The organism is Halopelagius longus (assembly GCF_900100875.1).
In the GTDB taxonomy this organism is placed as follows: Archaea; Halobacteriota; Halobacteria; order Halobacteriales; family Haloferacaceae; genus Halopelagius; species Halopelagius longus.
Window position 1 is genome coordinate 569,954 of record NZ_FNKQ01000003.1, and the last position, 24,376, is coordinate 594,329.

A 24,376-nucleotide genomic window follows, 5' to 3' on the forward strand; every position below is an offset into this window, starting at 1 on the left:
CGCGCTGTCGGGGTGAGCTACCCCCGTGATCGAGGACGGGGCGGCCGACCTGTTCGATGTCATCGTCACCCGCGCCGGGGACGCGCGAGGGGATTTAACCCGACGCGGGGACGAACGTCGGTCGATGAACCTCGCGGTGCGGGAGGCGACGCCCGGCGACGCGGACGACGCGATGTTCCTTCTCGACGGCGCGATGCTGGAAGCGGACGCCGAGGCGGTCCGCCGCCGAATCGAGTCGGGGTCGGTGCTGGTGGCCGTCGCGGATGCGGAAGGAGACGGCGACGTCCGCGTCGTCGGCGTCTGCGTCCTCGACGGGGGCGAAATCGAGCAGATAGCCGTCCGGCGAGAGCGTCGCGGGCGGGGCGTCGGAACCGCGCTGGTCGAAGCGGTCGATTCGCGGACCGACGGCGCGGTGACCGCTGAGTTCCGCGAAAACGTGAGGCCGTTCTACGAGTCGCTCGGATTCGAGATTCGAGAGACCGAGGAAGGACGCTACCGGGGCGTCCTCAGATGAGCGGTTCGACCAGTTCCCGTCCCGCCTCGAGCAAGGTGTCGACGTCCTCCCGACTCGACGCCTCGGCGTAGACGCGCATCATCGGTTCCGTCCCCGAGGGGCGGACCAGTACCCACGAGCCGTCGTCTAAGAGCAGTTTGAAGCCGTCGAGCGTGACGACCTTGGCGATGTCGCGGCCGGCGACCCGTTCGGGGAGTTCGTCCTCCAACTCCTCGATGACGCGTTCCTTCTCGGAGTCGGGGCACTCCAAGCCTATCTTGTCCGCCACGATGTCGCCGTGTTCCGAGAGGAGGCGGTCCACGCGTTCGTCCATCGGTTCCGCCGCCGTCGCCGCCGCGCCGAGGAGTCCCATGAGGACGCCGTCCTTCTCGCGCACGTGCCCTCGAATGGAGAACCCGCCCGATTCCTCGCCGCCCATCAGGGCGTCGTGTTCCTTCATCGCGTCGGCGACCCACTTGAACCCGACCGGCGTCTCGAACACCTCCTCGCCGTGCGCCTCCGCGATGCGGTCGATGAGGAACGTCGTGGAGACGGTGCGGATGGCCGGGCCGCTATCCGATTCCAGCAGGTAGTCGTAGGCGGCGGCGAAGAACAGGTTCTCGTCGAGGTGGCCGCGTTCGGGGGTGACGAACGCCACGCGGTCGGAGTCCCCGTCGTTGGCGACGCCCAGGTCGGCGTCCTCCTCGCGGACGGTTTCGACCAACCGCTGAAGGTTCTCTGCGCTCGGTTCCGGCGGCGTCCCGCCGAAGTCCGGGTCGCGTTCGTCGCGGATGCTGATGACCTCCGCGCCCGCGGATTCGAGGAGGGCGTCCGTGACGCCGCGGCCCGACCCGTGCATGGCGTCGTAGACGACGGTCAGACCCGAGAGGTCCGCGTCCACGAGTTCGCGCGCGTGTTCCGCGTGCGGCGTGACGATGTCTACCTCCTCGACGTCGCCGCGTTCCTCCTCCGGAAGCAGGTCGGGTTCCGCGAGGCGTTCGACGATTGCCTCCGTCACCTCCGGGAGGGCGGGCGCGCCGTCGGCGGGGATGAACTTCACGCCGTTGTACTCCGCGGGGTTGTGCGACGCCGTGACCATCATCGCGCCGGAGAGTTTCCGGTCGACGATGGCGTGGGCGACGAGGGGCGTCGGTCGGTCGCGGTCCGGGAGCAGAACGTCGAAGCCGTTGCCGGCGAGTACCTCCGCCAGCGACCGGGCGAACCCGGGCGAGGACTCGCGGGCGTCGTACCCGACGAACACCGGCGCGTCGTACCCCTCCTCCGAGAGGTAGTCGGCGACGGCCTGTCCGACGATGCGGAGGCGGTCGTCGGTGAACGTCTCGAGGGTGGCGCGCCACCCGTCGGTGCCGAAGGATATTTCGTCCATAGGTGAACGTCTCCGGCGTCCGTCAAAAAGGTACGGCGCGGCGACGGGTAGACGCCCCCTACGGAGTGCCGACGGGCTTTTCAGCCGATGGGCCTAGTTCGCTAGCGATGACGAAGGTTATCGCCGTCTGCGGAAGTAGGCGCGACGGCAGTCACACCTTGAACGCTCTCCGCGTCGTCCTCGAGGCCGCCCGCGAGGCGGGCGCCGAGACCGAGATGATAGACCTCGGCGAAGTCGACCTCCCCCTCTTTCACCCGGATAAAGACGAACAGGGCGACTCCGCCCGACTCACCCGAACGGTCCGCGAGGCCGACGGCGTGGTCCTCGGCTCTCCGGTGTACCACGGGTCGTACTCCTCGACGTTCCGCAACTTCCACGACTACTGCAATTTCGACGACTACGAGGACACCGCCGTCGGGTTAGTCGCCGTCGCGGGCGGCGGGTCCTACGGCGCGACGCTCGAACACATGCGGAGCACCGTCCGGGGCGTCCACGGGTACGTCGTCCCGCAACAGGTCGGAATCAGGAAGGGATACGAGAAGTTCGAGAGCGGCGAACTCGTCGACGAGGACATCGAAGAGCGACTCGTCTCCCTCGGCAAGGCCGTCTTCGAACACGCGGCCAAACTCAACTGCGAACCGCCCGTCCTCGCGGAGTCGGACTGACCGCTCTCCGCTCTCTGCCCGCGTCTCAGAAGAAGGCGGTCACCGACGCGTCCGAGAGCGCGAACGCGAGTATCTGCCCGCCGAGGACCATCGTCGCCGCGTCGGGAAGCGAGTCGTCCCGAGTTCGTCCGACGAGAGCGACGTTAAATCGGCTTAAATCGGAGACATAACGGTCCGAAACCGCCGAAATCGGCGTTCACGATACGCACCATTCACTACCGTCGCCGCGAGAAGGGAGAGCGGAGGCACCGAACATGGAACTCCGAACGGTAGCCGTAGCGGTCCTCGCGACACTACTCGTGACCGCGGGCGCGGCCGCGGCCGCACCCGGTAACGCACCGACCGACGCGGGCGCAGACGCGTCGAACCAATCCGAAACCGGCGAGGCGAACGCCGACGGCGCGAACGCCGAGAGGGCGAACGGCCCCGCCGGTGACCTTCCCGAACGGGTGCCGGACCACGTGACGAAGATTCACGACGCCGTCCGGCAGTTCCTCGACGGGAGTCTCGGCGGAACGCTCGGTGAGGCCGTCAGCGGAGCAGTCGGCGGCGGTTCCGCCGCGTAGAACCAGGTCGTATCGTATCCCTTCCCCCGGTCGTTTTCCTACTCGTCGAGTCCGACTAGCCGCTCTTTTCGCCGCCGCGAGAACTGCTTGACCTCGTACTCGCGGGACATAGCCTCGGACTTCGAGTCGAACGACTCCGCGTGGACGAGTTCGACCGGCGTCCGGCCGCGGGTGTACTTCGCGCCCTCGCCCGCGTCGTGTTCGGCGACGCGGCGTTCGACGTCGGTCGTGTACCCCGTATACAGCGACCCGTCGGCGCACCGGAGGACGTAGACGTAGTGTTCCGACACGGCGAGACGGTCCGCGCCGGGCGGTGAAAATTCGCTCGGTCGGTGACGCCGGACGTCCCGACACTGGCGAAAAGTAATTCACGGAGTGCGCCGACTGGTAGTGACAATGTCAGATTCCCGTGATATCCAAAAACTTCTCCTCGACCGACACGACGTCCTACAGGTTCTCAGTCGGGATCCGAGCTCGAAACGGGAGATTCTTCCCGAAGTCGGCGTCGCACGCTCGACGCTCGATAACATCATGAGACAGCTCGAAGAGGCGGGATTGGTCGCCTACGCGGACAACGAGTGGCATCTGACGGTCTTCGGGCAGAGCGCGTTCGCGCTCTCTCGGGAGTACCGCGAACATCTGTCGGACCTTCACCGGGCGTCGTCGTTAGTCGATACGCCGGCCGAGGAGAGCCCGTTCGACGACTCGCTACTCGTCGGCGCGGAGGTCTACTATCCCGAAGAGACGATTCTCGACGGGGTCATGCAGGAACTGTTGGACGCGGCGAAGGGAGCCAGCCGATTCCGTATCTTCACGCCCGCGATACTCTCGTCGTACGTCGAACCGTTCTACGAAAGCGCGAGACACGGCGACGACCCGCGCGTCGAGGTCATCGTGACGCCCTCGCTCCTCGAACAGTTACGCGTCCACCATCCGGACCTCCTCGACAGGGCGATAACGGACTCTCCGTTCTCGTTTTTCACCGGCGAGACACCGGAGTCGTTCGGCCTCTGGATCGCCGACGACAGGCAGGTGGGCGTGTTAGTGTTCGGAGACACCGGAATCCGCGGTATCTTGGTGAACGACACCGACGCGGCGCTCGAGTGGGCCGAAGAGTACTACGAACGGGTCAAACAGACCGCCGACGCCGTGTTCCTCCGAAAGCGGTCGAACTCGAGCGACGTCGTTTGAACGTTCGTACGCGTCGAACGGCCGACTACCGGTCGTCGTAGGAGAACTCGGTCCCGCCGCACTTCGGGCAGGTGTCCCTCCCGATGGGTTTCGGGCCGTACGACCGGAGACCGAGGAGGGTGACGCCGCAGGAGTCACAGACGATGTTCACCGGCACAGGTCGGAGGCGTTCGACGAGGGCGTCGGTTCGCCGGCGTCGATTCCCCGGGGGTCTGAGACCCCGTTCATCCGTCGTCCGTCGGCCGCAACCGGAGTTCTTCGGTTCTCGCCGCGAGGTTGAGTAGTTCCACCTCGTGACTCTGCGACGCGTGGCGAGTGAAGAACTCCTGTGCGGCGTCGTACTCCTCGAAGATGACCTCCTCTCTGCAGTCGCGACATACGCATCGGTACATCTTACTCCCCACCCGGACGTTCGCGGACGGGGTCCTCTCCGCTCGTCCGGGCGGTTGTCCACCGATTTCGGACGGCGAATCCGACGCACGTCGGTCGGTCCGCACCGTCTCCGAGCGGTCGGAACGCGTCGCCGTCTCTCGCCTCCTGCAGTGATAAGCCGTCAACCCCGACGCACCCTACTTCCGAAACTGCCGAGTGACTCTCGGCCCTCGGTCCCGTCGTTTCGGAAGCCGTTAACTGCGCGCTGAGCAATCCCATCGGCAGTAGGTGAGTTTGCTACCGCCAAAGTATTTTCTCTAATTCTAGTTATCGAAACGTTATAACCGCCGCGTTCATTTATATTTCAAAACAGAGATATAGAAATTATCTACGGGTCGGAGACGATTCCCGCGCCGAAGTGGTTGAACGGTTGGATGTAGGTCCGCCGTCGGAGACGTTCGCTGACGATGGTCAGTCCCAAGTTGTCAATCTGCGTGGCGATGTCGTTTATCTCCTCGGAGTCGTTCGAGACGGCGAGAACGCGGACATTCTCCTGCGCGCTCAGCATCTCCTCGACCCGGACGACGTGGTCGATTTCCAGCGCCGCCTGAGCGAGTTCCTCGCGGCGTTGGACCGGCGCGGTACAGCAGAATTCGAGCCGAATGGGGAACCCGGCGTTCTGATAGTCGATGACGGGAACGTACCCTTCGAGGACGCCCATCCGCTCCATCTTCTCGATTCGGTTCCGAACCGTCTGGTCGGACACCGGGAGCTGTTTGGCCATGTCGACGGGCGTGTAGTTCCGAGCGTCTTCCTGAAGGAGATGGAGGATGCCTAAGTCTATCTCGTCGAGTCCCTCGGCACTCATGGGTGACGTAGCAGTATCCGACACAATGATTCTTTGGACTGACGCCTTCGAGCCGCGAAACTACGGAATTCGCGGGCGCTCCGCTCCGACCGCGGCGCCGGAGAACCACGGGGAGAGCGCTCAGGAGACTTCGTACCCCATGTCTTGGAACGCGCCGCGAATCTGTTCTTCGCCTATCTCGTCGTCGTCGTAGCGCACGTCCGCCGCGCCGCTTTCGGGGTCTATGTCCACCGCGACGACGCCGCGCGCGTTCGACAGTTCGTGCTCTACGTCCTCGACTTCGTCCTCGGACTTGACGGCTCTGAGGGCGAACCGCGCGTTCTCTTCGGCCATGCGAGTACGGTATTCGAGGCTGGAGGATGAGCGTGCGGCCTGCAAGGACAAGCCCTCCGTCACTCGATTTCGAAGCTCTCTACCACGTCCGCGAGGGCGTCGCTGTTCGGTACGCCGTGGTTCACCGAGAGGGGAGAGACGCTCACTTGCGCGTCCACGAGGGCGCGGCGGTCGGTGCCGACCGGGTACAGGCGGCGGTGTTCCTCCGTCGGCGGGAAGGGGTTCTCCCACCCCACCGCGCCGGGCCACGTCCGGTCGTGGAGGCGGACGAGGCGTTCGTCGTCCGCGAGGTCGTACTCCTCGCCCGGTTCGGTCACGGGTTCGACGTGTTGGCCGTAGTCGTGGTGCGGGCGCGTGAGGATGACGGGCGGGTTCGCCGCGTCCACCGGCGCGTTGACGTTCAGCAGGTCCACCTCGTCGTAGACGCCCGCCTCCAGTGCGCGTTCGACCAGTCCGCGGGCGGCGCGGGCGGGCCGGGAGAAGTCGTACTCCTCGGGCGGCGAGAGGAAGAAGTCCGTCGAGTGGTACGCCGAGACGGCGAGGGCGGGCGTGTCGAGGAACGCCGCCTCCAAACCCGCGCCGACGGTGGCGGAGCGTCCCACGACGTAGTTGCCGGCGTTCGGGCCGTCGTTGACGCCCGCGACGACCACGTCGAAGGAGTCGTCGAGTCCGCGGAGGCCGTACGCCACGCAGTCGGCGGGCGTGCCGCCGAAAGCGTACCCCCACGGGTGGTCGCGGACGACGGCGGTGTCGTTCCGCGTCCGTCCGAGGCCGCTTCGGTTGCCGTCGGGCGCGACGACGGTCACCTCCCCGAGGGCGGTGAGTTCCTCGCGGAGGGCCGCGATACCGGGCGCGTCGATGCCGTCGTCGTTGGTTAGGAGGATGGAGAGACCGTCGCTCATCGGGTACCGAAGCCTCGTCGGAGTCGAACCTATGGCTTCTGATTCGCGCGCGGGAAAAGGGGGGGGTCGGCTTCGCGTGGTGGTCTTTCGTCCGCTTCAGTGGTTATGCGGTGCGGGTGCGTCGCCTCGCGACTTCAGCGATGCCCGCGTTCGCCGAACAGTTTGGACAGGCGAGGACTCGCCCACGTTCGTCGGCAAACACGCGCACGAAGTGCTCGGAGACGTGCGACCCGCAATGGTCACAGGTTGACATGGTTGTCCGGCAGCCACCACAGTGCCGGTATCCACCGCTACGCGTTCCGTCCGTAAGACCGCTTCGCGCGCGTGCAACGATACCACACAACGGCCCCCGCGTCGCGGCCGCGCGTCAGTCCGAGTCGGACCCGGAGACGGCGCCTTCGTCCGTATCAGCGTTCTCGTCGGTATCGGCGTCTCCCCTCGCCTGCGACACCGCGCGGGCGACGAGTCCGGCCTGCGCCCCGGCGACGAACCCGGCGTCCACGTTGACGACGGAGAGGACGGTACAGGACTGAAGCATCCCCGAGAGGGCCGCCTCGCCGTCGCCGCCGTGGCCGTACCCCGTCGATACGGGCAGGCCGATGACCGGCGTATCGACCAGTCCGGCGACGACGGTCGGAAGCGCACCCTCGCGCCCGGCGGCGACGACGAGGACGTCCGCGGCCCGCAGTTCGTCGAGGTGGTCGAGGACGCGCCCGAGGTGGGCGACGCCCACGTCCTCGACGCGCGCGACGGACGCGCCCATCTCGCGCGCGATGACGGCCGCCTCGCCCGCGGCCTCGGCGTCGGAGGTGCCGCCGGTGACGATACCGACCGCGGCGTCGAGACTCGGCGGTTCGAAGTCCGGCGCGTGCGCGACGAGCGTCCGCGCCCGTTCGTCCCGGTCGAGTTCTACCGCGTCGTCTAGCTCCTCTGCGACGGCGTCCACGTGGGCCTGCGACGCGCGGGTGAGTATCGCGCGACCGGTGGATTCGACGGCTGCGGCGGCTAACGTCGCCGTCTCCGCGGGCGTCTTCACGTCCGCGAGGATGGCCTCGGGGACGCCTCGGCGCGTCTCGCGGGCGGCGTCGAACCGCCCGGCGTCCGTCGTCGCGTACCCCGCCAGTCGGGCCTCGGCGGCCGCCGGGGAGAGATCGCCCGCGGCTACCGCCTCCAGAATATCTCGCATGGTGCGCCGTTCTGGTTACTCCCCCTCGTACGTGTCGTTTCCGGTCGATGCGGGGTCCAGTAACGGCCGAACTTTCCCTATCAAACTCCCACTATATAAATCCGTCCCCTCTGAAAGGCCATAACCTACCGGTAGGGACGTAGAGGCGGCAGATTTGCGAAATCTTCTTAAGTAGTGACTCTGAAAGGTGGGTTGTATGGCAGACCTTATTGTCAAGGCAGCCGTCAAGGAAGCGCTCAACGACAAGAACGTTGCTTCGGACTTCTACGACGCGCTCGACGAGGAAGTCAACGAACTGCTCGAAGACGCCGCCCGCCGTGCGGAAGAGAACGACCGGAAGACGGTCCAGCCCCGCGACCTGTAAACCGGTTCCATTCGGTTTCGATTTTTTCGAGGCGCTACGTCCGATAGCCTCGCGTCCGCGGAGCGACGCGCCCGGGAAGGCGACGGAGAGCGGCGTCAGCCGCGCGTCCTGACCTCGACGCCGTCGTCCGTGCCGACGTACACCTCGTCGGCCATCCCGACGAACAGGCCGTGTTCGACGCACCCCGGAACCGACGAGAGGTCCGTAGCGAGGGACGCGGGGTCCTCGATAGCGCCGAACTCGCAGTCGAGGACGAGGTTCCCGTTGTCGGTGACGACGGGGCCGTCCTTCCGTTCGGCGCGTCTGAGCGTCGGGTCGCCGCCGAGTTCCCGCAGGCGCGCGGCGACGGTCGTCCGCGCGTCGGGCAACACCTCCACCGGCACCGCGCGGTCCAGCGTCGCCGCCGTCTTCGAGGGGTCGGCGACGACGACGAATCGCTCCGCGGCGGCGTCCACGATTTTCTCCCGCGCGTGCGCCGCCCCGCCGCCCTTGATGGCGTTCAGCGCGTCGTCCACCTGGTCCGCGCCGTCGATGGCGACGTCTACGGTCTCCACCTCGTCCAAGGAGACGAGGGGGATGCCCTCCTCGCGGGCGAGTTCGCGCGTCGCGAAGGAGGTGGGGACGCCGCGGACGTCGAGGCCGTCCTCCTCGACGGCGCGGGCGACGGCGCGCACGGCGAACGCCGCCGTGCTACCGGTGCCGAGTCCGACCGTCGCGCCGTCCGTCACGAGCTCCGCCGCGCGTTCGCCCGCGCGGCGCTTCTGGTCGTCCGTACCGCCCGTCGTCTTCATACTCGTGCGTCGGAGAGGCGCGGCGAAAAGCCTTCGAACGCCGACGCCCGCGGTCACGCCTTTACTCCCGGAGTCCGTCGTCCGCGGTATGACAGATTCTGTCGCGGTCGTCGCGGGGGTCGGCCCCGGACTCGGAGCGTCGGTCGCCCGCCGGTTCGCCGAGGAGGGGTGTTCGGTCGCCCTGTTCGCCCGGTCGGAGTCGTTCGTCGAATCGCTCGCCGCGGAACTCGACGGCGGGCCGGGCGAGGGACTCGCGGTACCGACGGACCTCACGGACCCCGAGGCGGTGACGGACGCCTTCGAACGCGTGCGGTCGGAGTTGGGGCCGGTCGATATCCTCGTCAACAACGCCAGTTCGTCCGCGTGGAAAGGAGTCCGCGAGCTCTCGGCGGCGGAGTTGGACGACGCGTTGGCCACCGGCGTCCGCGGTGCGTTCGTCTGCACGCAGGAGGCCGTAGACGACATGCTCGAAGGGGAGGGAGGCACCGTCATCTTCACCGGGGCAACCTCCGCCGTTCGCGGGCGGGAGGGGGCGGTCGGGTTCTCGGCGGCGAAGTTCGCCGCGCGCGGGATGGCCGAGTCGATGGCGCGGGAGCTCGGACCGGAGGGCGTCCACGTCGCCCACGTCGTCGTGGACGGCGGTATCCGCCCGCCGGACGCCGAGGGAGACGGGGACGGCACCGGCGAGGTGGAGTCGCTGGACCCCGACGCCATCGCCGACGCGTACTGGTACCTCGTCGAACAGGACAGAAGCGCGTGGACGCTGGAGTTGGACCTCCGCCCGAACGCCGAGGAGTTCTGAGAGAAAGTTCCGCCGTCGGCTCAGAGGCGGTCTAACACGGCCTCGGGGTCGTACGCCAACGAGAGCGACCGGGAGCGTCCCCGGCCCTCGATGTCCGCGTACTCGGCCTCGATGATGCCGAGTTGGTCGAGTTTGTTCGTTATCTCGGAGTACCGCGTGTAGCCGAGATCCGTCTCCTCACGGAAGGCGTCGTAGACGGTGCCGGCCTGTTCGCCGTCGTACTCGGCGATGACCCGCACGAGGTCGCGTTCGGTATCGGAGAGGCCGCGGAGACACCGCGAGAGGTGGACGTACTTCGATTTGTCGTAGGCCGCCTCGATATCTTCGAGTTCGACCGTCCGACTCGCGCGCATCTCCGCGTGGAGTCCCGCGCGGCGGAGCAAGTCGATGCCGACGCGCAGGTCGCCGTTCTCGGCGGTGAGTTCCGCCACTCGGTCGAGTTCCGGGTCGCCGATGACGTTCTCGTGGAAGCCGCGACGGGCGCGTTCGCGGAGGATGTCCACGATTTCGTCGGCGTCGTAGACGGGGAAGTACACCTCCTCGGGGCGGAAGACGCTCTGGACGCGCCCGTCGAGTTCGTCGATGACGTCCAGAGAGAGGTCCGAGGAGACGATGATGACGCCGATTCGCGCGCCCGTGTGCGTCTCGTGGGCGCGCAGGAGAGAGTAGAGCGTGTCGGACGCCTCGTTCTCGTAGAACAGGTAGTTCACGTCGTCCAAGGCGACGGCCAACACCTCCTCGTCCTCGACGAGTCTGTCGGTTATCTGCCCGAACAACTTCTTGAAGGAGATACCCGACGACGGCGGTTCGTACTCGAAGATGTGCTCGAAGATGCGGGAGAACACCGCGTAGCGCGTCGAATCGACTTGGCAGTTCACCCGGACGGTCCGGACGCCCGACTGCGCGCCGAGTTCGCCGAACAGTTTCTGCACCGCGGTGGTCTTCCCGGTTCCGGGGGGACCCCGGACCGTGGTGTTGAGGGGACGCGAACCGCGAACTGCGGGACGGAGCGCGTATTTCAGGCTCTGTAGTTGCGTCTCGCGGTGGTCGAACGTCTCCGGGACGTAATCTATCTCGAAGACGTGTTCGTCGCGGAACACCGTCTCGTCCCACGATAGCATCCCCTCCTCGGGGTCGTCCCTCATCGCTTCAATCACGAATAGCAGTCTACTTAACGGTTCCCCAGCGGCGGAGCGAAAGTGAAAGTAAAACGAAGGGAGTCTGAGACGCCCGGTATCGTATGTTCACGTTAACTGACTCGTTCCGAGCGTCGGCGGTCCGCGGACGGCCGTCGGACGGCCGGGGATTCACTCCGTCACGAGGGAGAAGACGCGGTAGACGGAGAACAGACCGACGGCAATAGCGCCGGCAGTGACGACACCGAGGGTCACCGACCGGGAGTCGGAGAGGAACTGATCGATTCCGGCGTAGGCGATGGAGAGGCAGATAGCCGCGAGAGCGAGGTGAAACAGCATCAGCGTCACCGTGCCGACGACGTACCAGACGGCGTCTCTCGTCGCGCGGTGGACGGCGTCGTACGTCTCGTCCGCGTCGGAGGTGGAGGAGTCGAGGACCATATCCGACATATGGCAACAGATCAACATAAATCCCCGTCAGAACTTCTCTAAGAGGCGGTCGTAGAACCCGGACCCGTCCTCGCCGGCGAGTTTCTCGACGATGAGTTCCGGCGTCGAACGCGCGAGGTGGTCCTTCACCGGCGAGCGGTTCACCTGCAGTTCGCCGCCCTTCAGGCCGACGGCTTGGATGCCGTCGACGGCCACTCCGAACGACGCCGCCTCGCGTATCTCGCCGGCGAGGTGCGAGACGAACACCGCCGTCGCGTCCTGTTCGTCCAACGCTTCGAGGATGCCCGCGATAATCTTCGCCGACGCGCCGGGTTCGGTGATGCTCTCCAGTTCGTCCACGAGGACGAGACGGTTCGCGTCGCCGTCGGCGAGTTCCCGGAAATCGCGGAGGGTGCTCTCGAACGCGCCCGCGTCGAGGGTCCCCTGCGTCTTCGCGTAGTAGTGCAGTTCCGAGAAGCGTTCGAGTTCGACGCGTTCGGCGGGGACGGGCAGTCCCATGTGCGCGAGGACGACGACGACGGCGACCAGATCGAGCGTGGACGTCTTCCCGCCGGAGTTGACGCCCGAGAGCAAGGTGACGCCGGAGACGCCGTAGTCGACGGGTTCCACGTCCTCGAACGCGACGTCCAGCAAGGGCGACCGGCCGCCCGCCACCTCGAACCCCTCGCCGTCGAACTCGGGGACGACGCAGTCGAAGTCGCGGGCGAACCGCGAGACGGCCAGTTCCACGTCGAGTTCGAGGGCCGCGTCGACCATCTCCTCGGCGGGGTCACGGAGAGAGGCGAGGTCCTCGGCGAGTTCGCGCTTGAGTCGCGCCGCGCGCCTGTCGCGGCCCGCCTTCAACTCCGTCCGGAGGCGCGAAACCATCTCCTCGTTCCGTTCGACGGGGAAGGAGGCGTCGTCGGAGAACGCGCGGACGGCCACGTCCGCTTCTTCGGGTTCGAGGCGCAACGTCTCGACGAGGTGGTCCCTCGCCGCCTCGATGGCCGCGTCGTACTCGTCCTCTAACTCCCGAGAGAGGAGCGAATCGACGCGCGCGCCCTGTTCGACCAAGGAGAGGAAGTCCGTCCCCTCGATGGTCACGTCGCGTTCGCGAATGGCGTCGCGGAGGCGGTCGTTGGCGACCGACTCGGCGGCCGAGACGGCCGTATCGAGGTCGTCCACCGCCGCCGCGAGGCGGTCGAGTTCCTCGTCGCCGACGACGGTACCGTCCTCGTCCAACCGGTTCAAGGCGTCCCGCAGTCGGTCGATATCGCAGGGCGCGTCGAGGCCCGCCGCCTCGTGAACGTCCGCGGCCGCCTGCACGCGTTCGCGGTTCCGCGCGAAGAACGCGAGCACCCGTTCGGGGACGATTTCGTCGGGGTTCTCCTCGGCATCGGGGCGCACGCGAACGTCGCCCTCCACGTCCACGCCCGCGAACTTCTCGTCTAAGGCGACGACGGTGGAGTACGACCGGGCGAGTTCCGCCAAGTCCCGGGCGTCCTCGACGACTTCGACCGACAACTCGGGGAAGGCGTCCTTCGCCGCCGCGTAGCGTTCGGCGTCGAGAGTGGCGAGACAGCGCTCTCTGACGCGGATGCCGGTGGCCGGTTCGAGGGGTTCGACGCCGTCTAAGGCGGCCAGAACGTCGGGGTCGGGCGTCCGTTCGACCGCCTCCGCGGCGAACTCGCGGACCTCCTCGATGCGCGAGGCGGACGACGTGGGGAAGAACGTCTCGACGCGCTTGCCGGCGTACGCGGTGACGGTTCGCTCGCGGAGTAGCGAGAGCACGTCGCGGTACACCTCCCGGGCGCGGTCGGTGGCGAGAAAGTCGCCGTCGTCGTCGTGACGGCGGCGGATGGCGGCCCGCGCGATGGCCGCCGCGCGCCCCTCGGTGATGCCCGGGGCGCGGGCGAGTTCGGCGACGTCGCCCGCTTCGAGGGCCCGAGCGGGGTCGTCGAGTTCCGAGAGCGCGGCCGCCGTCTTCTCGCCGACGCCCGGAACGCTTTCGAGGTCCATCTCGCCGTGGAGTATCGCTCCACCCGACAAAACGTTACGGGTCGGCCGGTCGGCCCGCGACGCCGCCTCGGAGGCCTTCCGGCGGCGGACGCCGAGGACAACGCGCTTTTGGCGCTTCGCGTGGAAGTTCGTGCCATGCAACCCGACGCGGACTCGACGGGCGCGGCGGACGCTTCGGTCGAAAAGAAGGCCGAAGCGGTCCGGACGGCCCTCGGAGAACGGGACGGCGTCGTCGTCGCCTTCTCCGGCGGCGTAGACTCCTCCGTCGTCGCCGCCCTCGCGCGCGACGCCCTCGGCGACCGAGCGGTGGCCTGTACGGCGCGGTCCGAGACGCTGCCGTCCTCGGAACTCGACGAGGCGCGCCGCGTCGCCGACGAAATCGGAATCAGACACGAAGTCGTCGAGTTCTCCGAACTGGACAACCCCGACTTCGTGGCGAACGACGGCGACCGGTGTTACCACTGCCGGACGATGCGCCTCGGTCGGATGTACGAGACGGCGCGCGAACTCGGCATCGACACCGTCTGCGACGGCACGAACGCCTCCGACCCCGGCGAGGGGCACCGACCCGGCCTCCGCGCCGTCGAGGAGTTGGAAGTGTACTCCCCGCTTTTGGCCCACGGCATCACCAAAGACGAGGTGCGCGCGATAGCCGACGAGTACGGCCTCTCCGTCGCCGACAAGCCCTCGATGGCGTGTCTCTCCTCGCGCATTCCCACGGGACTGGAAGTGACCGAGGAGCGACTCACGCGCGTCGAGAAGGCCGAACGCGTCCTTCGGACGTGGGGGTTCTCGCAGTTCCGCGTCCGCGACCACGACGGCCTCGCCCGCATCGAAGTCGCCCCCGAGGAACTGGAGGCGGCGCTCGACATCGACTTCGTGGAGGCGGCCCGCGAACACCTGACGGACATCGGATTCGACCACGTGACCCTCGACATGCACGGCTACCGCACCGGGAGCGTCAGTCCCGAAGACGACAGCGAGGAGAACGCCGACGGCTCCGAACCGGTGGTGGAGGACGTGTTCTCGACGGAGTACCCGACCGGAGAGTAACAGTAGTCGGTCGTCTGGTTTTCTTTATTTGGAATAGACTACGAAACTGGGAGCGCTCGGAATGGTAGTTCGGTGTACGAACACATCAGAACAGGTTTGATAATGTAGGTTTTTTGAATACTAATCACCATGAATAAGATGGATTTCTTTCAGTCACTGACGCTCTGGTTCGTCATCGCAATTTTCCTCCAAACCGCCCCGGAGAACTTTGGTGGGCCGATAGGCCCGGTCATCGCTATCATCGCTATTCCCCTTCTCTATCTCATTCCACTTTATGTTCTCGTCGGAATTGGCGCAAAACTGGTCGGTAACTGAGTCATCGGTAGTGATGTTTTCAAGCTATATTCCTTGTGAATAATACGCATTGCCGACGACCGATAACCGGCGTGTCGTTCTCGAAAGCGAGCGGAGTAAGACGGTCGTTCGTGCGCTAGTTCACGTGCACAGACGACGTATAGGGACGTATGCGAGAACTCGTTACGACGATATCCATCGACGCCGCGCCCGAGAGGGTGTGGGAGGTGCTGACCGACTTCGAACGCTACCCGGAGTGGAACCCGTTCATGCGGATTATGGGCCGGGCCAACGAGGGCGCGCGCATCGCGGTGGAACTCCGCCCGCCGGAGGGGCGAACGGCGTCGTTCCGAGCGACCGTGACCGCCTCGGAGTACGGCCGCAGACTGGAGTGGGTCGGCCACCTCGGCGTCCGCGGACTGTTCGACGGCCGACACCGTTTCGTCCTCGAACCCGACGCCGACGGCGAGCGAACGACGCTGACGCACGCGGAGACGTTCCGCGGCGTCCTCTCGGGACTCCTATTCAGGGTGGTCGGCGAGAACACGGAGGCGGGCTTCCGGCAGATGAACGAGGCGCTGAAGGCGCGCGCGGAGTCGCCCGCGCCGGACATCGCCCGCGGGTGGAGCGAGGGAAACGCGGCCTGAACTGCGCCGTCGCTGTTACTCCATCCTCGTCCACCGCAGGAGGAACAGCGTCCCCTCGAACAGCGTAATCATCGTCGCGGCGATGATGATGGGGGCCATCCCCGTCGGGTCCGGACTGACGAGGAACGAGAGGCCGAGGAACGCGCCCCAGAAGAGCAGGCGGCGCTGAATCAGCCAGTCGCGCGTGACGAGGTTCATCATGATGGCGAGCATGACGAACAGCGGAATCTGGAACACGATGGCCATGTAGCCCATCAGAAGCAGGATGAGGTTGAACGTCTCCTTGAGGCCGAACGCGACGGTGGCCGTCCCGGTGGTGTAGGAGGTGAAGTACGCGAAGATGGCGGGGAGGACGACGAAGTGCGCGAACGCCATGCCGACGAGTGCGAGGACGAGACTCGTCGGGACGGCCGCGAGGTAGTAGCGCCGCTCCCGCTTGTAGAGGCCGGGGCGCATGAACAGGTACGTCTCGTAGACGAAGACCGGAAGTCCGACGAGGAGGCCCGCGAGGCCCGCGACCTTCAGTTCGGTCAACACGAGTTCGAGCGGTCCGTACACGCGGGGGCGGCGCTTCGCAATCTCCGGCGCGCCGGGGATGTGGCGGTTCCACAGGTAGTTGATTACCTCCGTCGCGCTTGTGAGGTTGAAGCCGAAGGCGGAGTTGACGAGTTCGCCGCCGGGGAACAGAATCAGCGTGACGATGCCGCCGACGGCGAACACCACCGCGAGGCGGCGGACCATCTCTTCGATGTGGTCCGCGAGCGGCATCTCCTCGTCGCTCTCGGGGCCCTCGCCGACGATGCCGTCGTCGACGTACTCGGTCTCCGAACGCTGCTGGCGTGTCGGGGCGTTCGACGACGGGACTTCGCCGCCGTCCGTCCCCGTCTCGACGGCCCCGGCGTCCGCGTCCGTTTCCCCAACGTCCGGCGCTGGGTCGTCTGCGTCGTCTGGCGTGTACTCCGCTTCCTCGGCGTCCGGCGCTGGGTCGTCTGCGTCGTCGGGCGTGTACTCCGCCTCGGGCCACAGGTCGGTGTCCGCGTCCGTCGTGTCGTCCGCGTTCGGAGCGGGGTCCTCCGCGTCCGGCGCGGGGTCGTCGGCGTCGTCGGGCGTGTACGCCACCTCGGGCGATCGGTCGCCGTCGGCGTCCGCAGGTGCGTCGGAGTCGGAATGGGTGTCCGCAGGAGCGTCAGAATCGGAATCGGCGTCCGCGGGAGCGTCGGAACCGACGTCCGCGTCGCCGTCGCTCTCGGTGTCCGTCTCGGGAACCGCCTCGTCGCTCTTCGCGGGGTCGCCCCCCGACTCGGACGCGAGTTCGTCGGGGGGGCTTCCCTCGTCCGTCTCCGACTCGTCGGCCATTCACCTGAAATTCACCACCCGGTTCTTATAGGCCTTTCCGCATCGCGCCGAGGTTTCGCGGTGGGTAACCGACGAGTGCGGTGAAAAAGATTGATAACCGCGAGAGGGCTTTCAGTACGTATGTCCAGCGCGCTCGACGAGGACACCCAACAGACGCTCGCGGCGGGACGCGAAACCGCCGGCGCGATGCTTCGAGCGGCGCAGAAAGACCTCCAGAAGGTGTTCATCGTCTTCCTCGTCGGCTTCCTCGGTACGTTCTACGCGCTCCGGTTGGTCGTCTGGGACTTCCTGAAGAGCGTCACGGAAGCGCAGATGTCGGCCCACATCCAGGGGAACTACGACATCATCGCGCAGACGCCCTTCGACGTCATTCTCCTGCAGGCGAAGATAGGGCTGGTGACCGGCATCATCCTCGCCGCGCCCGTCTTCCTCTACTTCTCCCGGGACGCCCTCAGAGAACGGGGCGCGTGGCCGCAATCGCCCGTCGCGACGTGGAAACTCGCCTTCATCGTCGTCACCTCCGCGATTCTGTTCGTCGTCGGCGTCGCCTACGGCTACTTCGTCTTCTTCCCGTTCATGTTCGCGTTCCTCGCCGGGAACGCCCTCAGCGCCGGGTTCTCGCCCACCTACTCCATCGTCATGTGGGCGCAGTTCATCTTCCTCTTGACCGTCTCGTTCGGCCTCGCGGCGCAGATGCCGCTCGCCATCACCGGCCTCTCGTACGCCGAAATCGTCCCCTACGAGACGTTCCGCGACAAGTGGCGCTACGCCGTCGTCGCCATCTTCGTCTTCGGAGCCCTGTTCTCGCCGCCGGACCCCTTCACGCAGATAATGTGGGCGCTCCCCTTGCTCTTCCTCTACGGCGGGAGCCTCTACCTCGCGAAAGTCGTCGTCACGGCGCGGCGCGGGAGCGAACGCATCAGCGTCCCCGCCGTCGCGAAACGGCGGTGGAACCTCCTCGCCGGGAGCGCCGTCGTCGGCGGACTCCTCGTCTACCTGTTCTACGAGCGCGGCGGCCGAACCGCGTTCAACGGTCTGCTCGCCCGGTTCGGGAGCGACTACCGCGTCCTCGAACCCGGGGCGACGCTCGGCCTCCCGCCGGAGGTGTCGCTCGCGGTGTGGGCCGCACTCGGTGCCGCCGCCTTCGGCATCGCGACACTCGCGTACGTCGTCTACGCCGCCATCGCGGAGTCGGTCGACCCCCTCGAAGCCGGCCTCGGCGACCCGAGCGAGATAGACGTCGCGGGGCTCGACGCCGCGGGCGTGCGCGCCGCGCCGCCGGAGGCGTTCGACGACATGACCGAGGACGAGGCGATGGCCATCGCCGGGCAGGCCGTAGACGAGGACGACCACGAGAAGGCCCAAGCCGTCCTCGACAGGTTCGACGAGGCGGAGGAGCGCCGCGAGTCCGAGGCTGACGAGGACGCCCCCGACGTGCCGGAGGACGCCGGCACCATCGAAGACAGGGCGACGCGCGCCGGCGGGACGTTCCTCGACGAGTTGACCGAGGGCGAGAAGGACGAGGACGACATCGGTGGCTACTACGCCGACCTCGCGTTCATCTTCGACTCGGTCACCTCGAAGACGTTCCGCATCGTCGCCGTGTTCATGCTCGTCCTCGCGGGCACGTTCGCGTGGCTCTATACGGGCGGCATCAAGACGGTGTACGACAACTTCCTGCGCAGCCTCCCCGCCTCGGTGACGCCGGACGAGGTCATCAACGTCGTCGCCCTCCACCCCGTCGAAGCGCTCATCTTCGAGGTGAAGTTCTCGACGCTCGTGGCCGCACTCGTCACCCTCCCCATCGTCGCCTACTACGCGTGGCCGGCGCTCAGAGAGCGGAACATCGTCCGCCAGCGTCGCCGGAACGTCTTCCTGTGGACCGGGTCGCTCACCGCCGGACTGCTCGGCGGGTTCGTCCTCGGGTACGCCTACATCGCCCCGACTATCATCTCGTGGTTGGTGCACGACGCGGTGACGGCGAACATGATAATCGCCTACCGCATCACCAACTTCTTCTGGCTCATCTTCTTCACGACGGCCGGAATCGGCATCCTCGCCGACGTGCCGGTGGCGATGGTGCTCCTGAACAGCACGGGCGTCTCCTACCAGACGATGCGGAATCGCTGGCGCGAGGTGACCGTCGGCGTCCTCGCGTTCGCCGCCGTCTTCACGCCCGCCGGCATCATGACGATGTTCCTCGTCACCGTCCCCCTCATGGTCGCCTACGGCATCGGCCTCGGCGTCCTACTCGTCGTCACCCTCGGCGGGCGGCGCAACCTCGCCCCCGCCCGCGGCGAGGACGTGTGAGGCGAAGAGTTCCGGAGTGCCGGTATTCGAACGATATTCTCGTGGTGTGAAGACCGTATGCTTAATACCGGGTTGCTACCCAAGGGGCGGGTATGGCCAAGATAAGCGTCGAGATACCCGACGAACTGCTCGCGGACCTCGACGAACACGTCGGCGACGACGGGAAGTTCGTCAACCGCAGCGACGCCATCAGGGCGTCGGTTCGAAAGACGTTGGACGTGTTAGACGAGATAGACCAGCGACACGGACGCCTCGAAGATGAGCGATAGGGGACCGGCGACCGGTCAGGTCGTCCTCATCGGACTGTTCGTCACGGCGTTGGTGACGGCGCAGTTGAGCGCCTCGAAACTGCTGGCGTTCGGCCTGCCCCTCTCGCTTCCGGTGACGGGCGACAGCGTCGTCCTCCCCGGGGCGGCGCTGGCGTACGCGCTCACCTTCTTCGCCTCCGACTGCTACTCGGAACTGTACGGCCGCCGGGCGGCGCAGGTGATGGTCAACGTCGGCTTCGCGATGAACTTCGTCCTCCTCGCGTTGGTGTGGGGGACCATCTTCGCCCCCGCCGCAGATCCCGAGTTCGGCGCGCAGTTCCGGAGCGTCATCGCGCCGGGGACGAACATCGTCGTCGGGAGCTTGCTGGCCTACGTCGTGAGCCAAAACTGGGACGTGGTGGTCTTCCACCGCATCCGGGAGGCGACCGGCGGGTCGATGCTGTGGCTCCGCAACATCGCCTCGACGGCGACGAGTCAGGCGATAGATACGGTCATCTTCGTCACCGTCGCCTTCCTCGTCGCGCCGACGGTACTCGGCTTCGGCGAGGCGGTGCCGACGGGGGTGGCGCTGTCGCTTATCGTCGGGCAGTACCTCCTGAAACTGCTCATCGCCCTCGTGGACACGCCGTTCGTCTACGGCGTCGTCGCCCTGTTCGGCGGCGACCGGGCGAACGCGTCGGACGACGCGTGGGCGGTCGAGTAACGAAACGAACCGCGAATCTGCGACGCGAATCGGCGCGCGAACGAACCTTACTCCTCTAGGACTTCCGCGAAGCCGAAGTTCGGCTTCAGGTCGGTGACGCGGACGCGTACTTCGTCGCCGGCCTCCGTCTCCGGGACGAACAGCGTGTAGCCGTCCACCTTGGCGACGCCGTCGCCCTCGCTCCCCACGTCGTCGATGGTGACTTCCACCTCGTCGCCGGTGGCGACGGGGGCGGTGATGCGGTGTTTGCCGACGAGATACTGCTCGGAGGACTGGTCGCGGGAGGCGTCCGGCCGGATGGAGCGGACGTACTGGAACTCCTCCTCCATGTCGGCGCGGAGGTCCTCGACGTCCGGGCCGTCGAACACCTTCACCGCCAGGTCGCCGCCCGCGGGGAGCAGTTCGAGGGCCACCTCGAACGCCTGCCGGGCGAGGTGCACCGAGCGAGCGTGGTCTAACGAGTACTCGCCGGTCATGTTCGGAGCCATGTCGGAGATGACCACGTCCGCGCCCTCCTCGCCGACTCGCTCCCGGAGTTTCTCCTTCGTCTCCTCGTCGGTCATGTCGCCGCGGATGGTCTCGACGGTGTCGGCCTCCACGTCGCGGATTCGCTGGAGGTCCACGCCGATTACCTGCCCCTGCGGGCCGACTTCCTCGGCGGCGACCTGCAACCACCCGCCGGGGGCCGCCCCGAGGTCCACCACGGTGTTTCCGGGTCCGAACAGCCCCGCGTCTTGGTCTAACTGCTTCAACTTGTACGCCGAACGGGCGCGATACCCCTCCTGCTTGGCCTTGTTGTAGTAGTGGTCCTTGCGCGCCATCTGAGTACGGAGGGGTTGTCGGCGCACCGTTATCCGACTGTCGCTCCCGCCTCGGGGACTCGGCGCGCGAAATCGGACGCCCCGCAGGTCCGACCGGGGAGAACCGACGACCGCGCCGGTTCGGCGGAGACGAGTTAGAAACTGTTCACGTGGCGACATAATTACGGTGTTCGGCGAACGTACGGAGAGCAATGTCCGAATATTACTGCGTGAACGACCAGTGTCGATGGCAGCAGTACACGTTCGACCAGTCTCGATGTCCGTCGTGCGGGGAGTCCGGCGCGCGCCTCTCGAAGGGGTCGCTGAAGTGGGCGGTCGAAGGGGCGAAAGTCGGCCGCCGGATACGCCGGTGCGACGACTGCGACGAACTCCTCTTGGCGGGGGTGCCGCACGGGTGCGCGGAGGGGCCGCCGTAGTCGCGGCGGGTCGCCCGCGCGCATCGCGCCCGACGCACGGGAACACTCTATGACACCGAGAAACCGGGGGGATTTTTAAGCCCGATATCCTATCACCGTCCATATGTTCAAGGCCATCGTCAGCGCCTCCACGCTCCGGGACGCGCTGGATTCGGTGAGCGTACTCGTCGACGAGTGTAAGATACGACTCAACGAGGACGGACTCGCGATTCGTGCCGTGGACCCCGCGAACGTCGGCATGGTCGATCTGTCTCTCGACGCGGCGGCGTTCGAGTCCTACGAGGCGGACGGCGGCGTCATCGGCGTCAACCTCTCGAAGCTCGAGGACTTCGTCGGCATGGCCGACTCCAGCCAGCTCGTCGAACTCGAACTCGACGAGGAGACGCGGAAGCTGAACATCCGCATCGAGGGGCTCTCCTCGACGCTGGCGCTCATCGACCCCGACTCCATCCGGCAGGAGCCCGACATCCCGGACCTCGATCTGGCCGCCGAAATCGTCCTCGAAGGTGCGCAACTGGACCGCGGTATCAAGGCCGCCGATATGGTCTCCGACCACGTCCGCCTCCGCGTGGACGACGTCGAGGAGGCGTTCCACATCCAAGCGCAGGGCGACACCGACGACGTGGACTTCGAACTCGACGCCGAGGACCTCATCGACCTCACCGCCGGACAGGCCGACTCGCTGTTCTCGCTGGACTACCTCAAGGACATGAACAAGGCCATCCCGAAGGACGCCGAGGTCACCGTCGAACTCGGCGAGGAGTTCCCCGTCAAGCTCCACTACCGCGTCGCGGAGGGGCAGGGCAACGTCACCTACATGCTCGCGCCGCGCATCCAGAGCGACTGAACCGCTCTCTCTTCTCGCTCCCGCCGTCCGCACGCCCAGTTACTTCTCTCTCGCGTCCGCCTCGCGTCTCCCGTCGTCGTCGCCGTAGCGAGCGATTCGAGCGGTTCCGACCGCGAGGATGGCGACGACCGGAACGACGAGTACCGCGCCGGCGACGAACGGCGACCAGTACGCGAGGACGTACAGCGCCGCCATCGACGGCGGGCCGACGGTTCGCCCGAGACTCCCCGCGCCTTGTGTGACGCCGAAGGCGTTGCCCTGCCTGTCGGCGGGAACCGACCGCGAGACGAGCGTCGAGAGGGCGACGTTCAGCAGGCTGTTTCCGAGCGAGAGGCCGGCCAAGACCAGCAGTAAGGCGAGAACCGGGGCGGTGAGCCACGCCGGACCACCGACGCCGGGGACGACCGATCCGAGGGCGTGCGAGAACGGAAGCGCCGCCAGCGCGACGGCGAGAATCGCCGCGCCGGCGACGGCGACGGTTCGTTCGCCGTACCGACGGGAGAGGCGGCCCACGACGACGCCCTGATTCAGGATGCTGAGGACGCCGACGTAGGACAAAAGAAGCGCGGTCTGCGTCTCGTCGTATCCGTACAGGTCCGCGGCGTAGGGGATGAACATGACCTGGACGCCCGAGAACGCGACGGAGACGAGGAAGAAGGAGACGACGAACGCGCGAAGCGAGGGGTCAGAGAGCGCGTCTGTGAACTGCCCGACGAGCGTCGTCCGGTTGGCCGCGGAGCGAATCCGGTCGGGTTCGGGGAGGAACGCCGCGGCGGACGCGAATGCGACCAAACTGAAGAACGCGGCGGCGAAGCTCGGCAGCGAGAAGCGCGTCGCCGGGACGAACCCGGGGAGAACGGCCCGCGCCGTCGCCACGACTTCCTCGCTGGCGAAGACGCCGCCTATCGCCGGACCGAAGACGAACCCGAGACCGAACGCCGCGCCGACGAGTCCGAGGGCCGCGGCGCGGCGGTCGGCGGGCGTCACGTCCGCGATGTACGCCTGCGCGGTGGCGATGTTGCCGCCCATCGCGCCCGCGAGCATCCGCGAGGCGAACAGGGTCGCGAGCGCCGGGACGGTGCCGAAGAGCAGTCCCACCTGCGTCCCCAACCCGAACACCGTCCACGCGACGGTGTTGCCCGCGAGCGACAGCATCAACACCGGACGGCGGCCGCGGGAGTCCGAGACGCGCCCGAGAAGCGGCGCGGAGAGGAACTGCATCATCGAGTAGGAGGCCGCGAGCAGGCCGATGAACACGTCGCTAGTGGCGAAACTCCGGACGTAGAACGGCAGGATGGGGATGACGACGCCGAATCCGAGCAAATCGACGAAGACGATGCCGACGACGATGGCGAGGGCGCGTTTCGGAGCGGCTACCGACTCCGCGGGCGGAGCGTCGGGCGACCCCGGACCGGCGGACGCGCCCTCGGGTGTGCTCACACGCCGGCGACACGGACGGCGGAGCCGTAACCCTTCCGACGAGTCAGCGGAGAATCAGGTAGGCGAACGGGTTCGACCGACGGGCGGCCGACTCCGACGGGCGGCCGACGCCGTCGAGACGCCGCGGACTACCGGTGACGGTCGATGACCCGCTTTGCGGATTCTGCCTTCTCCTTCCAGCCGTACCCCGCCTCGTAGACGTGGCGCTTCTTGTCCACCAACTGCTCGGGCGTCGCCTCCTCGAACCCGCCGCGGCTCCACGAACCGCTCTCTCGGAGCCAATCGGCGACGTTCTCGCGGGTCTCGGACCACGAGAGGCCGACCATCTCGTACCACGCGATCATGGCGAAGACGGCGTTGTCGTGACAGCCGGGGTAGCTCCCGTGGCGGTAGAGCGTCTTCATCGGTTCCCGCGACGGGACCGACACCTCCTCGCGGAACTCCTCGGCCGTCAGGAGGCGGAGGACGCCGTTCGAGTCGTCGACGCGCCCGTCGCGCTTCAGTCGCTCCATCGCCGCGCGGTGGAGCGCGTCCCACTCGCCGTGGACGAGGCTAGAGAGGTCGTCCTCGTCCGTCGTTCCCGCCGAGAGGTGGGCGACCACGTCGGTGTACGCCTTCTCGACGTCCGGCCACGGCGTCCCCTCGAACTGGCAGTCGGCGTCGTGGAGGCTGTTCGTGGCCCGGCAGTCGGGACACGGGTAGTCGAACTGCGGCAC

Annotated in this window: 31 protein-coding genes; 14 read left to right on the forward strand and 17 right to left on the reverse strand. The window is 66.9% G+C overall.

All coding sequences use genetic code 11. From position 1 onward, the window contains the following. Nucleotides 1–25 precede the first annotated feature (25 nt). Entirely contained in the window at nt 26–514 is a 489-nt protein-coding gene (locus BLS11_RS13650; protein WP_245698911.1) for a GNAT family N-acetyltransferase, read from the forward strand. Here BLS11_RS13650 and BLS11_RS13655 read toward each other — a convergent pair. Continuing rightward, the gene (locus tag BLS11_RS13655; RefSeq protein ID WP_092538305.1) at nt 507–1,880 is read right to left on the reverse strand and encodes a phosphoglucomutase/phosphomannomutase family protein; all 1,374 of its coding nucleotides are present in this window, start codon (nt 1,878–1,880) and stop codon (nt 507–509) included. The two genes, BLS11_RS13650 and BLS11_RS13655, sit on opposite strands and share 8 nt — an antisense overlap. A gap of 107 nt (nt 1,881–1,987) precedes the next feature. Between BLS11_RS13655 and BLS11_RS13660 the strand changes: the two genes are divergently transcribed. Continuing rightward, nucleotides 1,988–2,545, forward strand: coding sequence for an NADPH-dependent FMN reductase (locus BLS11_RS13660; RefSeq protein WP_092538306.1), 558 nt, complete (start codon nt 1,988–1,990; stop codon nt 2,543–2,545). A gap of 254 nt (nt 2,546–2,799) precedes the next feature. Beyond that, nucleotides 2,800–3,111, forward strand: coding sequence for a hypothetical protein (locus BLS11_RS13665; protein ID WP_092538307.1), 312 nt, complete (start codon nt 2,800–2,802; stop codon nt 3,109–3,111). A 38-nt stretch (nt 3,112–3,149) separates the two neighbouring features. Here the strand turns inward: BLS11_RS13665 and BLS11_RS13670 are convergent, their stop codons facing one another. Continuing rightward, nucleotides 3,150–3,401, reverse strand: coding sequence for a GIY-YIG nuclease family protein (locus BLS11_RS13670; protein ID WP_092538308.1), 252 nt, complete (start codon nt 3,399–3,401; stop codon nt 3,150–3,152). A gap of 106 nt (nt 3,402–3,507) precedes the next feature. Here BLS11_RS13670 and BLS11_RS13675 point away from each other — a divergent pair, with 106 nt between their 5' ends. Beyond that, entirely contained in the window at nt 3,508–4,302 is a 795-nt protein-coding gene (locus BLS11_RS13675; RefSeq protein WP_092538309.1) for a helix-turn-helix transcriptional regulator, read from the forward strand. Nucleotides 4,303–4,327: 25 nt separating this feature from the next. On the opposite strand, the gene BLS11_RS19630 is transcribed toward BLS11_RS13675, so the two are convergent. The 7 genes from BLS11_RS19630 to larB all read right to left on the reverse strand — a co-directional run bounded on the left by BLS11_RS19630 (nt 4,328) and on the right by larB (nt 7,963). After that, nucleotides 4,328–4,453, reverse strand: a complete 126-nt coding sequence (locus BLS11_RS19630) for a zinc ribbon-containing protein (protein ID WP_217629020.1) — start codon at nt 4,451–4,453, stop codon at nt 4,328–4,330. Nucleotides 4,454–4,526: 73 nt separating this feature from the next. Further along, nucleotides 4,527–4,694 (reverse strand): hypothetical protein, encoded by a 168-nt coding sequence (locus BLS11_RS19465; protein ID WP_175454453.1) that lies wholly within the window; start codon nt 4,692–4,694, stop codon nt 4,527–4,529. 368 nt (nt 4,695–5,062) lie between these two features. Beyond that, nucleotides 5,063–5,542: an Lrp/AsnC family transcriptional regulator gene (locus tag BLS11_RS13685; protein ID WP_092538311.1), complete on the reverse strand. Its 480-nt coding sequence runs from the start codon at nt 5,540–5,542 to the stop codon at nt 5,063–5,065. A 120-nt stretch (nt 5,543–5,662) separates the two neighbouring features. Then, a complete protein-coding gene (locus BLS11_RS13690) occupies nt 5,663–5,875 on the reverse strand; it encodes a heavy-metal-associated domain-containing protein (RefSeq protein WP_092538312.1) in 213 nt (70 codons plus the stop codon). Between the two features lie 59 nt (nt 5,876–5,934). Further along, nucleotides 5,935–6,777 carry a 5'/3'-nucleotidase SurE gene (gene surE / locus BLS11_RS13695; protein WP_092538313.1) on the reverse strand — a complete coding sequence of 281 codons (843 nt, stop codon included), beginning with the start codon at nt 6,775–6,777 and terminating at the stop codon, nt 5,935–5,937. Nucleotides 6,778–6,880: 103 nt separating this feature from the next. Next, a complete protein-coding gene (locus BLS11_RS20095) occupies nt 6,881–7,030 on the reverse strand; it encodes a DUF7563 family protein (RefSeq protein WP_449404958.1) in 150 nt (49 codons plus the stop codon). A 114-nt stretch (nt 7,031–7,144) separates the two neighbouring features. Continuing rightward, nucleotides 7,145–7,963 carry a nickel pincer cofactor biosynthesis protein LarB gene (gene larB / locus BLS11_RS13700; protein WP_092538314.1) on the reverse strand — a complete coding sequence of 273 codons (819 nt, stop codon included), beginning with the start codon at nt 7,961–7,963 and terminating at the stop codon, nt 7,145–7,147. Between the two features lie 196 nt (nt 7,964–8,159). Between larB and BLS11_RS13705 the strand changes: the two genes are divergently transcribed. Further along, entirely contained in the window at nt 8,160–8,327 is a 168-nt protein-coding gene (locus BLS11_RS13705) for a DUF1931 family protein (RefSeq protein ID WP_092538315.1), read from the forward strand. Nucleotides 8,328–8,422: 95 nt separating this feature from the next. Here the strand turns inward: BLS11_RS13705 and rpiA are convergent, their stop codons facing one another. Continuing rightward, nucleotides 8,423–9,118 (reverse strand): ribose-5-phosphate isomerase RpiA, encoded by a 696-nt coding sequence (rpiA, locus tag BLS11_RS13710; RefSeq protein WP_092538316.1) that lies wholly within the window; start codon nt 9,116–9,118, stop codon nt 8,423–8,425. A gap of 88 nt (nt 9,119–9,206) precedes the next feature. Between rpiA and BLS11_RS13715 the strand changes: the two genes are divergently transcribed. Next, nucleotides 9,207–9,920: an SDR family NAD(P)-dependent oxidoreductase gene (locus BLS11_RS13715; protein WP_092538317.1), complete on the forward strand. Its 714-nt coding sequence runs from the start codon at nt 9,207–9,209 to the stop codon at nt 9,918–9,920. 20 nt (nt 9,921–9,940) lie between these two features. Here the strand turns inward: BLS11_RS13715 and BLS11_RS13720 are convergent, their stop codons facing one another. From BLS11_RS13720 to BLS11_RS13730, 3 genes are all read right to left on the reverse strand, one after another. Next, nucleotides 9,941–11,065 carry an ORC1-type DNA replication protein gene (locus tag BLS11_RS13720; RefSeq protein WP_092538318.1) on the reverse strand — a complete coding sequence of 375 codons (1,125 nt, stop codon included), beginning with the start codon at nt 11,063–11,065 and terminating at the stop codon, nt 9,941–9,943. 162 nt (nt 11,066–11,227) lie between these two features. Further along, nucleotides 11,228–11,497, reverse strand: a complete 270-nt coding sequence (locus BLS11_RS13725; protein ID WP_092538319.1) for a hypothetical protein — start codon at nt 11,495–11,497, stop codon at nt 11,228–11,230. 36 nt (nt 11,498–11,533) lie between these two features. Continuing rightward, nucleotides 11,534–13,504, reverse strand: coding sequence for a MutS-related protein (locus tag BLS11_RS13730; RefSeq protein WP_092538320.1), 1,971 nt, complete (start codon nt 13,502–13,504; stop codon nt 11,534–11,536). 135 nt (nt 13,505–13,639) lie between these two features. Here BLS11_RS13730 and larE point away from each other — a divergent pair, with 135 nt between their 5' ends. The 3 genes from larE to BLS11_RS13740 all read left to right on the forward strand — a co-directional run bounded on the left by larE (nt 13,640) and on the right by BLS11_RS13740 (nt 15,498). Continuing rightward, nucleotides 13,640–14,557 (forward strand): ATP-dependent sacrificial sulfur transferase LarE, encoded by a 918-nt coding sequence (gene larE / locus BLS11_RS13735; RefSeq protein WP_092538612.1) that lies wholly within the window; start codon nt 13,640–13,642, stop codon nt 14,555–14,557. Between the two features lie 138 nt (nt 14,558–14,695). Next, nucleotides 14,696–14,872 carry a hypothetical protein gene (locus tag BLS11_RS19470; protein ID WP_175454454.1) on the forward strand — a complete coding sequence of 59 codons (177 nt, stop codon included), beginning with the start codon at nt 14,696–14,698 and terminating at the stop codon, nt 14,870–14,872. Between the two features lie 149 nt (nt 14,873–15,021). Continuing rightward, nucleotides 15,022–15,498 carry an SRPBCC domain-containing protein gene (locus BLS11_RS13740; protein WP_092538321.1) on the forward strand — a complete coding sequence of 159 codons (477 nt, stop codon included), beginning with the start codon at nt 15,022–15,024 and terminating at the stop codon, nt 15,496–15,498. A gap of 15 nt (nt 15,499–15,513) precedes the next feature. On the opposite strand, the gene BLS11_RS13745 is transcribed toward BLS11_RS13740, so the two are convergent. Then, nucleotides 15,514–16,854 (reverse strand): twin-arginine translocase subunit TatC, encoded by a 1,341-nt coding sequence (locus BLS11_RS13745; protein WP_092538322.1) that lies wholly within the window; start codon nt 16,852–16,854, stop codon nt 15,514–15,516. A gap of 120 nt (nt 16,855–16,974) precedes the next feature. Between BLS11_RS13745 and tatC the strand changes: the two genes are divergently transcribed. From tatC to BLS11_RS13760, 3 genes are all read left to right on the forward strand, one after another. After that, nucleotides 16,975–19,164: a twin-arginine translocase subunit TatC gene (gene tatC, locus BLS11_RS13750; RefSeq protein ID WP_092538323.1), complete on the forward strand. Its 2,190-nt coding sequence runs from the start codon at nt 16,975–16,977 to the stop codon at nt 19,162–19,164. A gap of 92 nt (nt 19,165–19,256) precedes the next feature. After that, complete coding sequence (locus tag BLS11_RS13755; RefSeq protein ID WP_092538324.1) at nt 19,257–19,433, forward strand: ribbon-helix-helix domain-containing protein; 177 nt, start codon at nt 19,257–19,259, stop codon at nt 19,431–19,433. Further along, nucleotides 19,423–20,136: a queuosine precursor transporter gene (locus BLS11_RS13760; protein ID WP_092538325.1), complete on the forward strand. Its 714-nt coding sequence runs from the start codon at nt 19,423–19,425 to the stop codon at nt 20,134–20,136. The genes BLS11_RS13755 and BLS11_RS13760 overlap by 11 nt, the downstream gene beginning before the upstream one ends. 47 nt (nt 20,137–20,183) lie before the next feature. Here BLS11_RS13760 and BLS11_RS13765 read toward each other — a convergent pair whose 3' ends face one another. Continuing rightward, nucleotides 20,184–20,957 carry a 23S rRNA (uridine(2552)-2'-O)-methyltransferase gene (locus BLS11_RS13765; protein WP_092538326.1) on the reverse strand — a complete coding sequence of 258 codons (774 nt, stop codon included), beginning with the start codon at nt 20,955–20,957 and terminating at the stop codon, nt 20,184–20,186. A gap of 191 nt (nt 20,958–21,148) precedes the next feature. Between BLS11_RS13765 and BLS11_RS13770 the strand changes: the two genes are divergently transcribed. Together BLS11_RS13770 and BLS11_RS13775 are read left to right on the forward strand one after the other, a co-directional pair. Further along, the gene (locus tag BLS11_RS13770) at nt 21,149–21,373 is read left to right on the forward strand and encodes a hypothetical protein (protein WP_092538327.1); all 225 of its coding nucleotides are present in this window, start codon (nt 21,149–21,151) and stop codon (nt 21,371–21,373) included. Between the two features lie 103 nt (nt 21,374–21,476). Continuing rightward, the gene (locus BLS11_RS13775) at nt 21,477–22,220 is read left to right on the forward strand and encodes a DNA polymerase sliding clamp (protein WP_092538328.1); all 744 of its coding nucleotides are present in this window, start codon (nt 21,477–21,479) and stop codon (nt 22,218–22,220) included. A 39-nt stretch (nt 22,221–22,259) separates the two neighbouring features. Here the strand turns inward: BLS11_RS13775 and BLS11_RS13780 are convergent, their stop codons facing one another. After that, nucleotides 22,260–23,660 (reverse strand): MFS transporter, encoded by a 1,401-nt coding sequence (locus BLS11_RS13780; protein WP_092538329.1) that lies wholly within the window; start codon nt 23,658–23,660, stop codon nt 22,260–22,262. 128 nt (nt 23,661–23,788) lie between these two features. Then, entirely contained in the window at nt 23,789–24,376 is a 588-nt protein-coding gene (locus tag BLS11_RS13785) for a DUF7474 family protein (protein ID WP_092538330.1), read from the reverse strand.

What these genes read in the sequence shown, in the direction of transcription:
- BLS11_RS13655 (WP_092538305.1), bottom strand. Translation starts at nt 1,880, where the DNA reads ATGGACGAAATATCCTTCGGCACCGACGGGTGGCGCGCCACCCTCGAG.
- BLS11_RS13660 (WP_092538306.1), top strand. Translation starts at nt 1,988, where the DNA reads ATGACGAAGGTTATCGCCGTCTGCGGAAGTAGGCGCGACGGCAGTCAC.
- BLS11_RS13665 (WP_092538307.1), top strand. Translation starts at nt 2,800, where the DNA reads ATGGAACTCCGAACGGTAGCCGTAGCGGTCCTCGCGACACTACTCGTG.
- BLS11_RS13675 (WP_092538309.1), top strand. Translation starts at nt 3,508, where the DNA reads ATGTCAGATTCCCGTGATATCCAAAAACTTCTCCTCGACCGACACGAC.
- BLS11_RS19465 (WP_175454453.1), bottom strand. Translation starts at nt 4,694, where the DNA reads ATGTACCGATGCGTATGTCGCGACTGCAGAGAGGAGGTCATCTTCGAG.
- BLS11_RS13685 (WP_092538311.1), bottom strand. Translation starts at nt 5,542, where the DNA reads ATGAGTGCCGAGGGACTCGACGAGATAGACTTAGGCATCCTCCATCTC.
- BLS11_RS13690 (WP_092538312.1), bottom strand. Translation starts at nt 5,875, where the DNA reads ATGGCCGAAGAGAACGCGCGGTTCGCCCTCAGAGCCGTCAAGTCCGAG.
- surE (WP_092538313.1), bottom strand. Translation starts at nt 6,777, where the DNA reads ATGAGCGACGGTCTCTCCATCCTCCTAACCAACGACGACGGCATCGAC.
- BLS11_RS20095 (WP_449404958.1), bottom strand. Translation starts at nt 7,030, where the DNA reads ATGTCAACCTGTGACCATTGCGGGTCGCACGTCTCCGAGCACTTCGTG.
- larB (WP_092538314.1), bottom strand. Translation starts at nt 7,963, where the DNA reads ATGCGAGATATTCTGGAGGCGGTAGCCGCGGGCGATCTCTCCCCGGCG.
- BLS11_RS13705 (WP_092538315.1), top strand. Translation starts at nt 8,160, where the DNA reads ATGGCAGACCTTATTGTCAAGGCAGCCGTCAAGGAAGCGCTCAACGAC.
- rpiA (WP_092538316.1), bottom strand. Translation starts at nt 9,118, where the DNA reads ATGAAGACGACGGGCGGTACGGACGACCAGAAGCGCCGCGCGGGCGAA.
- BLS11_RS13715 (WP_092538317.1), top strand. Translation starts at nt 9,207, where the DNA reads ATGACAGATTCTGTCGCGGTCGTCGCGGGGGTCGGCCCCGGACTCGGA.
- BLS11_RS13720 (WP_092538318.1), bottom strand. Translation starts at nt 11,065, where the DNA reads ATGAGGGACGACCCCGAGGAGGGGATGCTATCGTGGGACGAGACGGTG.
- BLS11_RS13725 (WP_092538319.1), bottom strand. Translation starts at nt 11,497, where the DNA reads ATGGTCCTCGACTCCTCCACCTCCGACGCGGACGAGACGTACGACGCC.
- BLS11_RS13730 (WP_092538320.1), bottom strand. Translation starts at nt 13,504, where the DNA reads ATGGACCTCGAAAGCGTTCCGGGCGTCGGCGAGAAGACGGCGGCCGCG.
- larE (WP_092538612.1), top strand. Translation starts at nt 13,640, where the DNA reads ATGCAACCCGACGCGGACTCGACGGGCGCGGCGGACGCTTCGGTCGAA.
- BLS11_RS19470 (WP_175454454.1), top strand. Translation starts at nt 14,696, where the DNA reads ATGGATTTCTTTCAGTCACTGACGCTCTGGTTCGTCATCGCAATTTTC.
- BLS11_RS13740 (WP_092538321.1), top strand. Translation starts at nt 15,022, where the DNA reads ATGCGAGAACTCGTTACGACGATATCCATCGACGCCGCGCCCGAGAGG.
- BLS11_RS13745 (WP_092538322.1), bottom strand. Translation starts at nt 16,854, where the DNA reads ATGGCCGACGAGTCGGAGACGGACGAGGGAAGCCCCCCCGACGAACTC.
- tatC (WP_092538323.1), top strand. Translation starts at nt 16,975, where the DNA reads ATGTCCAGCGCGCTCGACGAGGACACCCAACAGACGCTCGCGGCGGGA.
- BLS11_RS13755 (WP_092538324.1), top strand. Translation starts at nt 19,257, where the DNA reads ATGGCCAAGATAAGCGTCGAGATACCCGACGAACTGCTCGCGGACCTC.
- BLS11_RS13760 (WP_092538325.1), top strand. Translation starts at nt 19,423, where the DNA reads ATGAGCGATAGGGGACCGGCGACCGGTCAGGTCGTCCTCATCGGACTG.
- BLS11_RS13765 (WP_092538326.1), bottom strand. Translation starts at nt 20,957, where the DNA reads ATGGCGCGCAAGGACCACTACTACAACAAGGCCAAGCAGGAGGGGTAT.
- BLS11_RS13770 (WP_092538327.1), top strand. Translation starts at nt 21,149, where the DNA reads ATGTCCGAATATTACTGCGTGAACGACCAGTGTCGATGGCAGCAGTAC.
- BLS11_RS13775 (WP_092538328.1), top strand. Translation starts at nt 21,477, where the DNA reads ATGTTCAAGGCCATCGTCAGCGCCTCCACGCTCCGGGACGCGCTGGAT.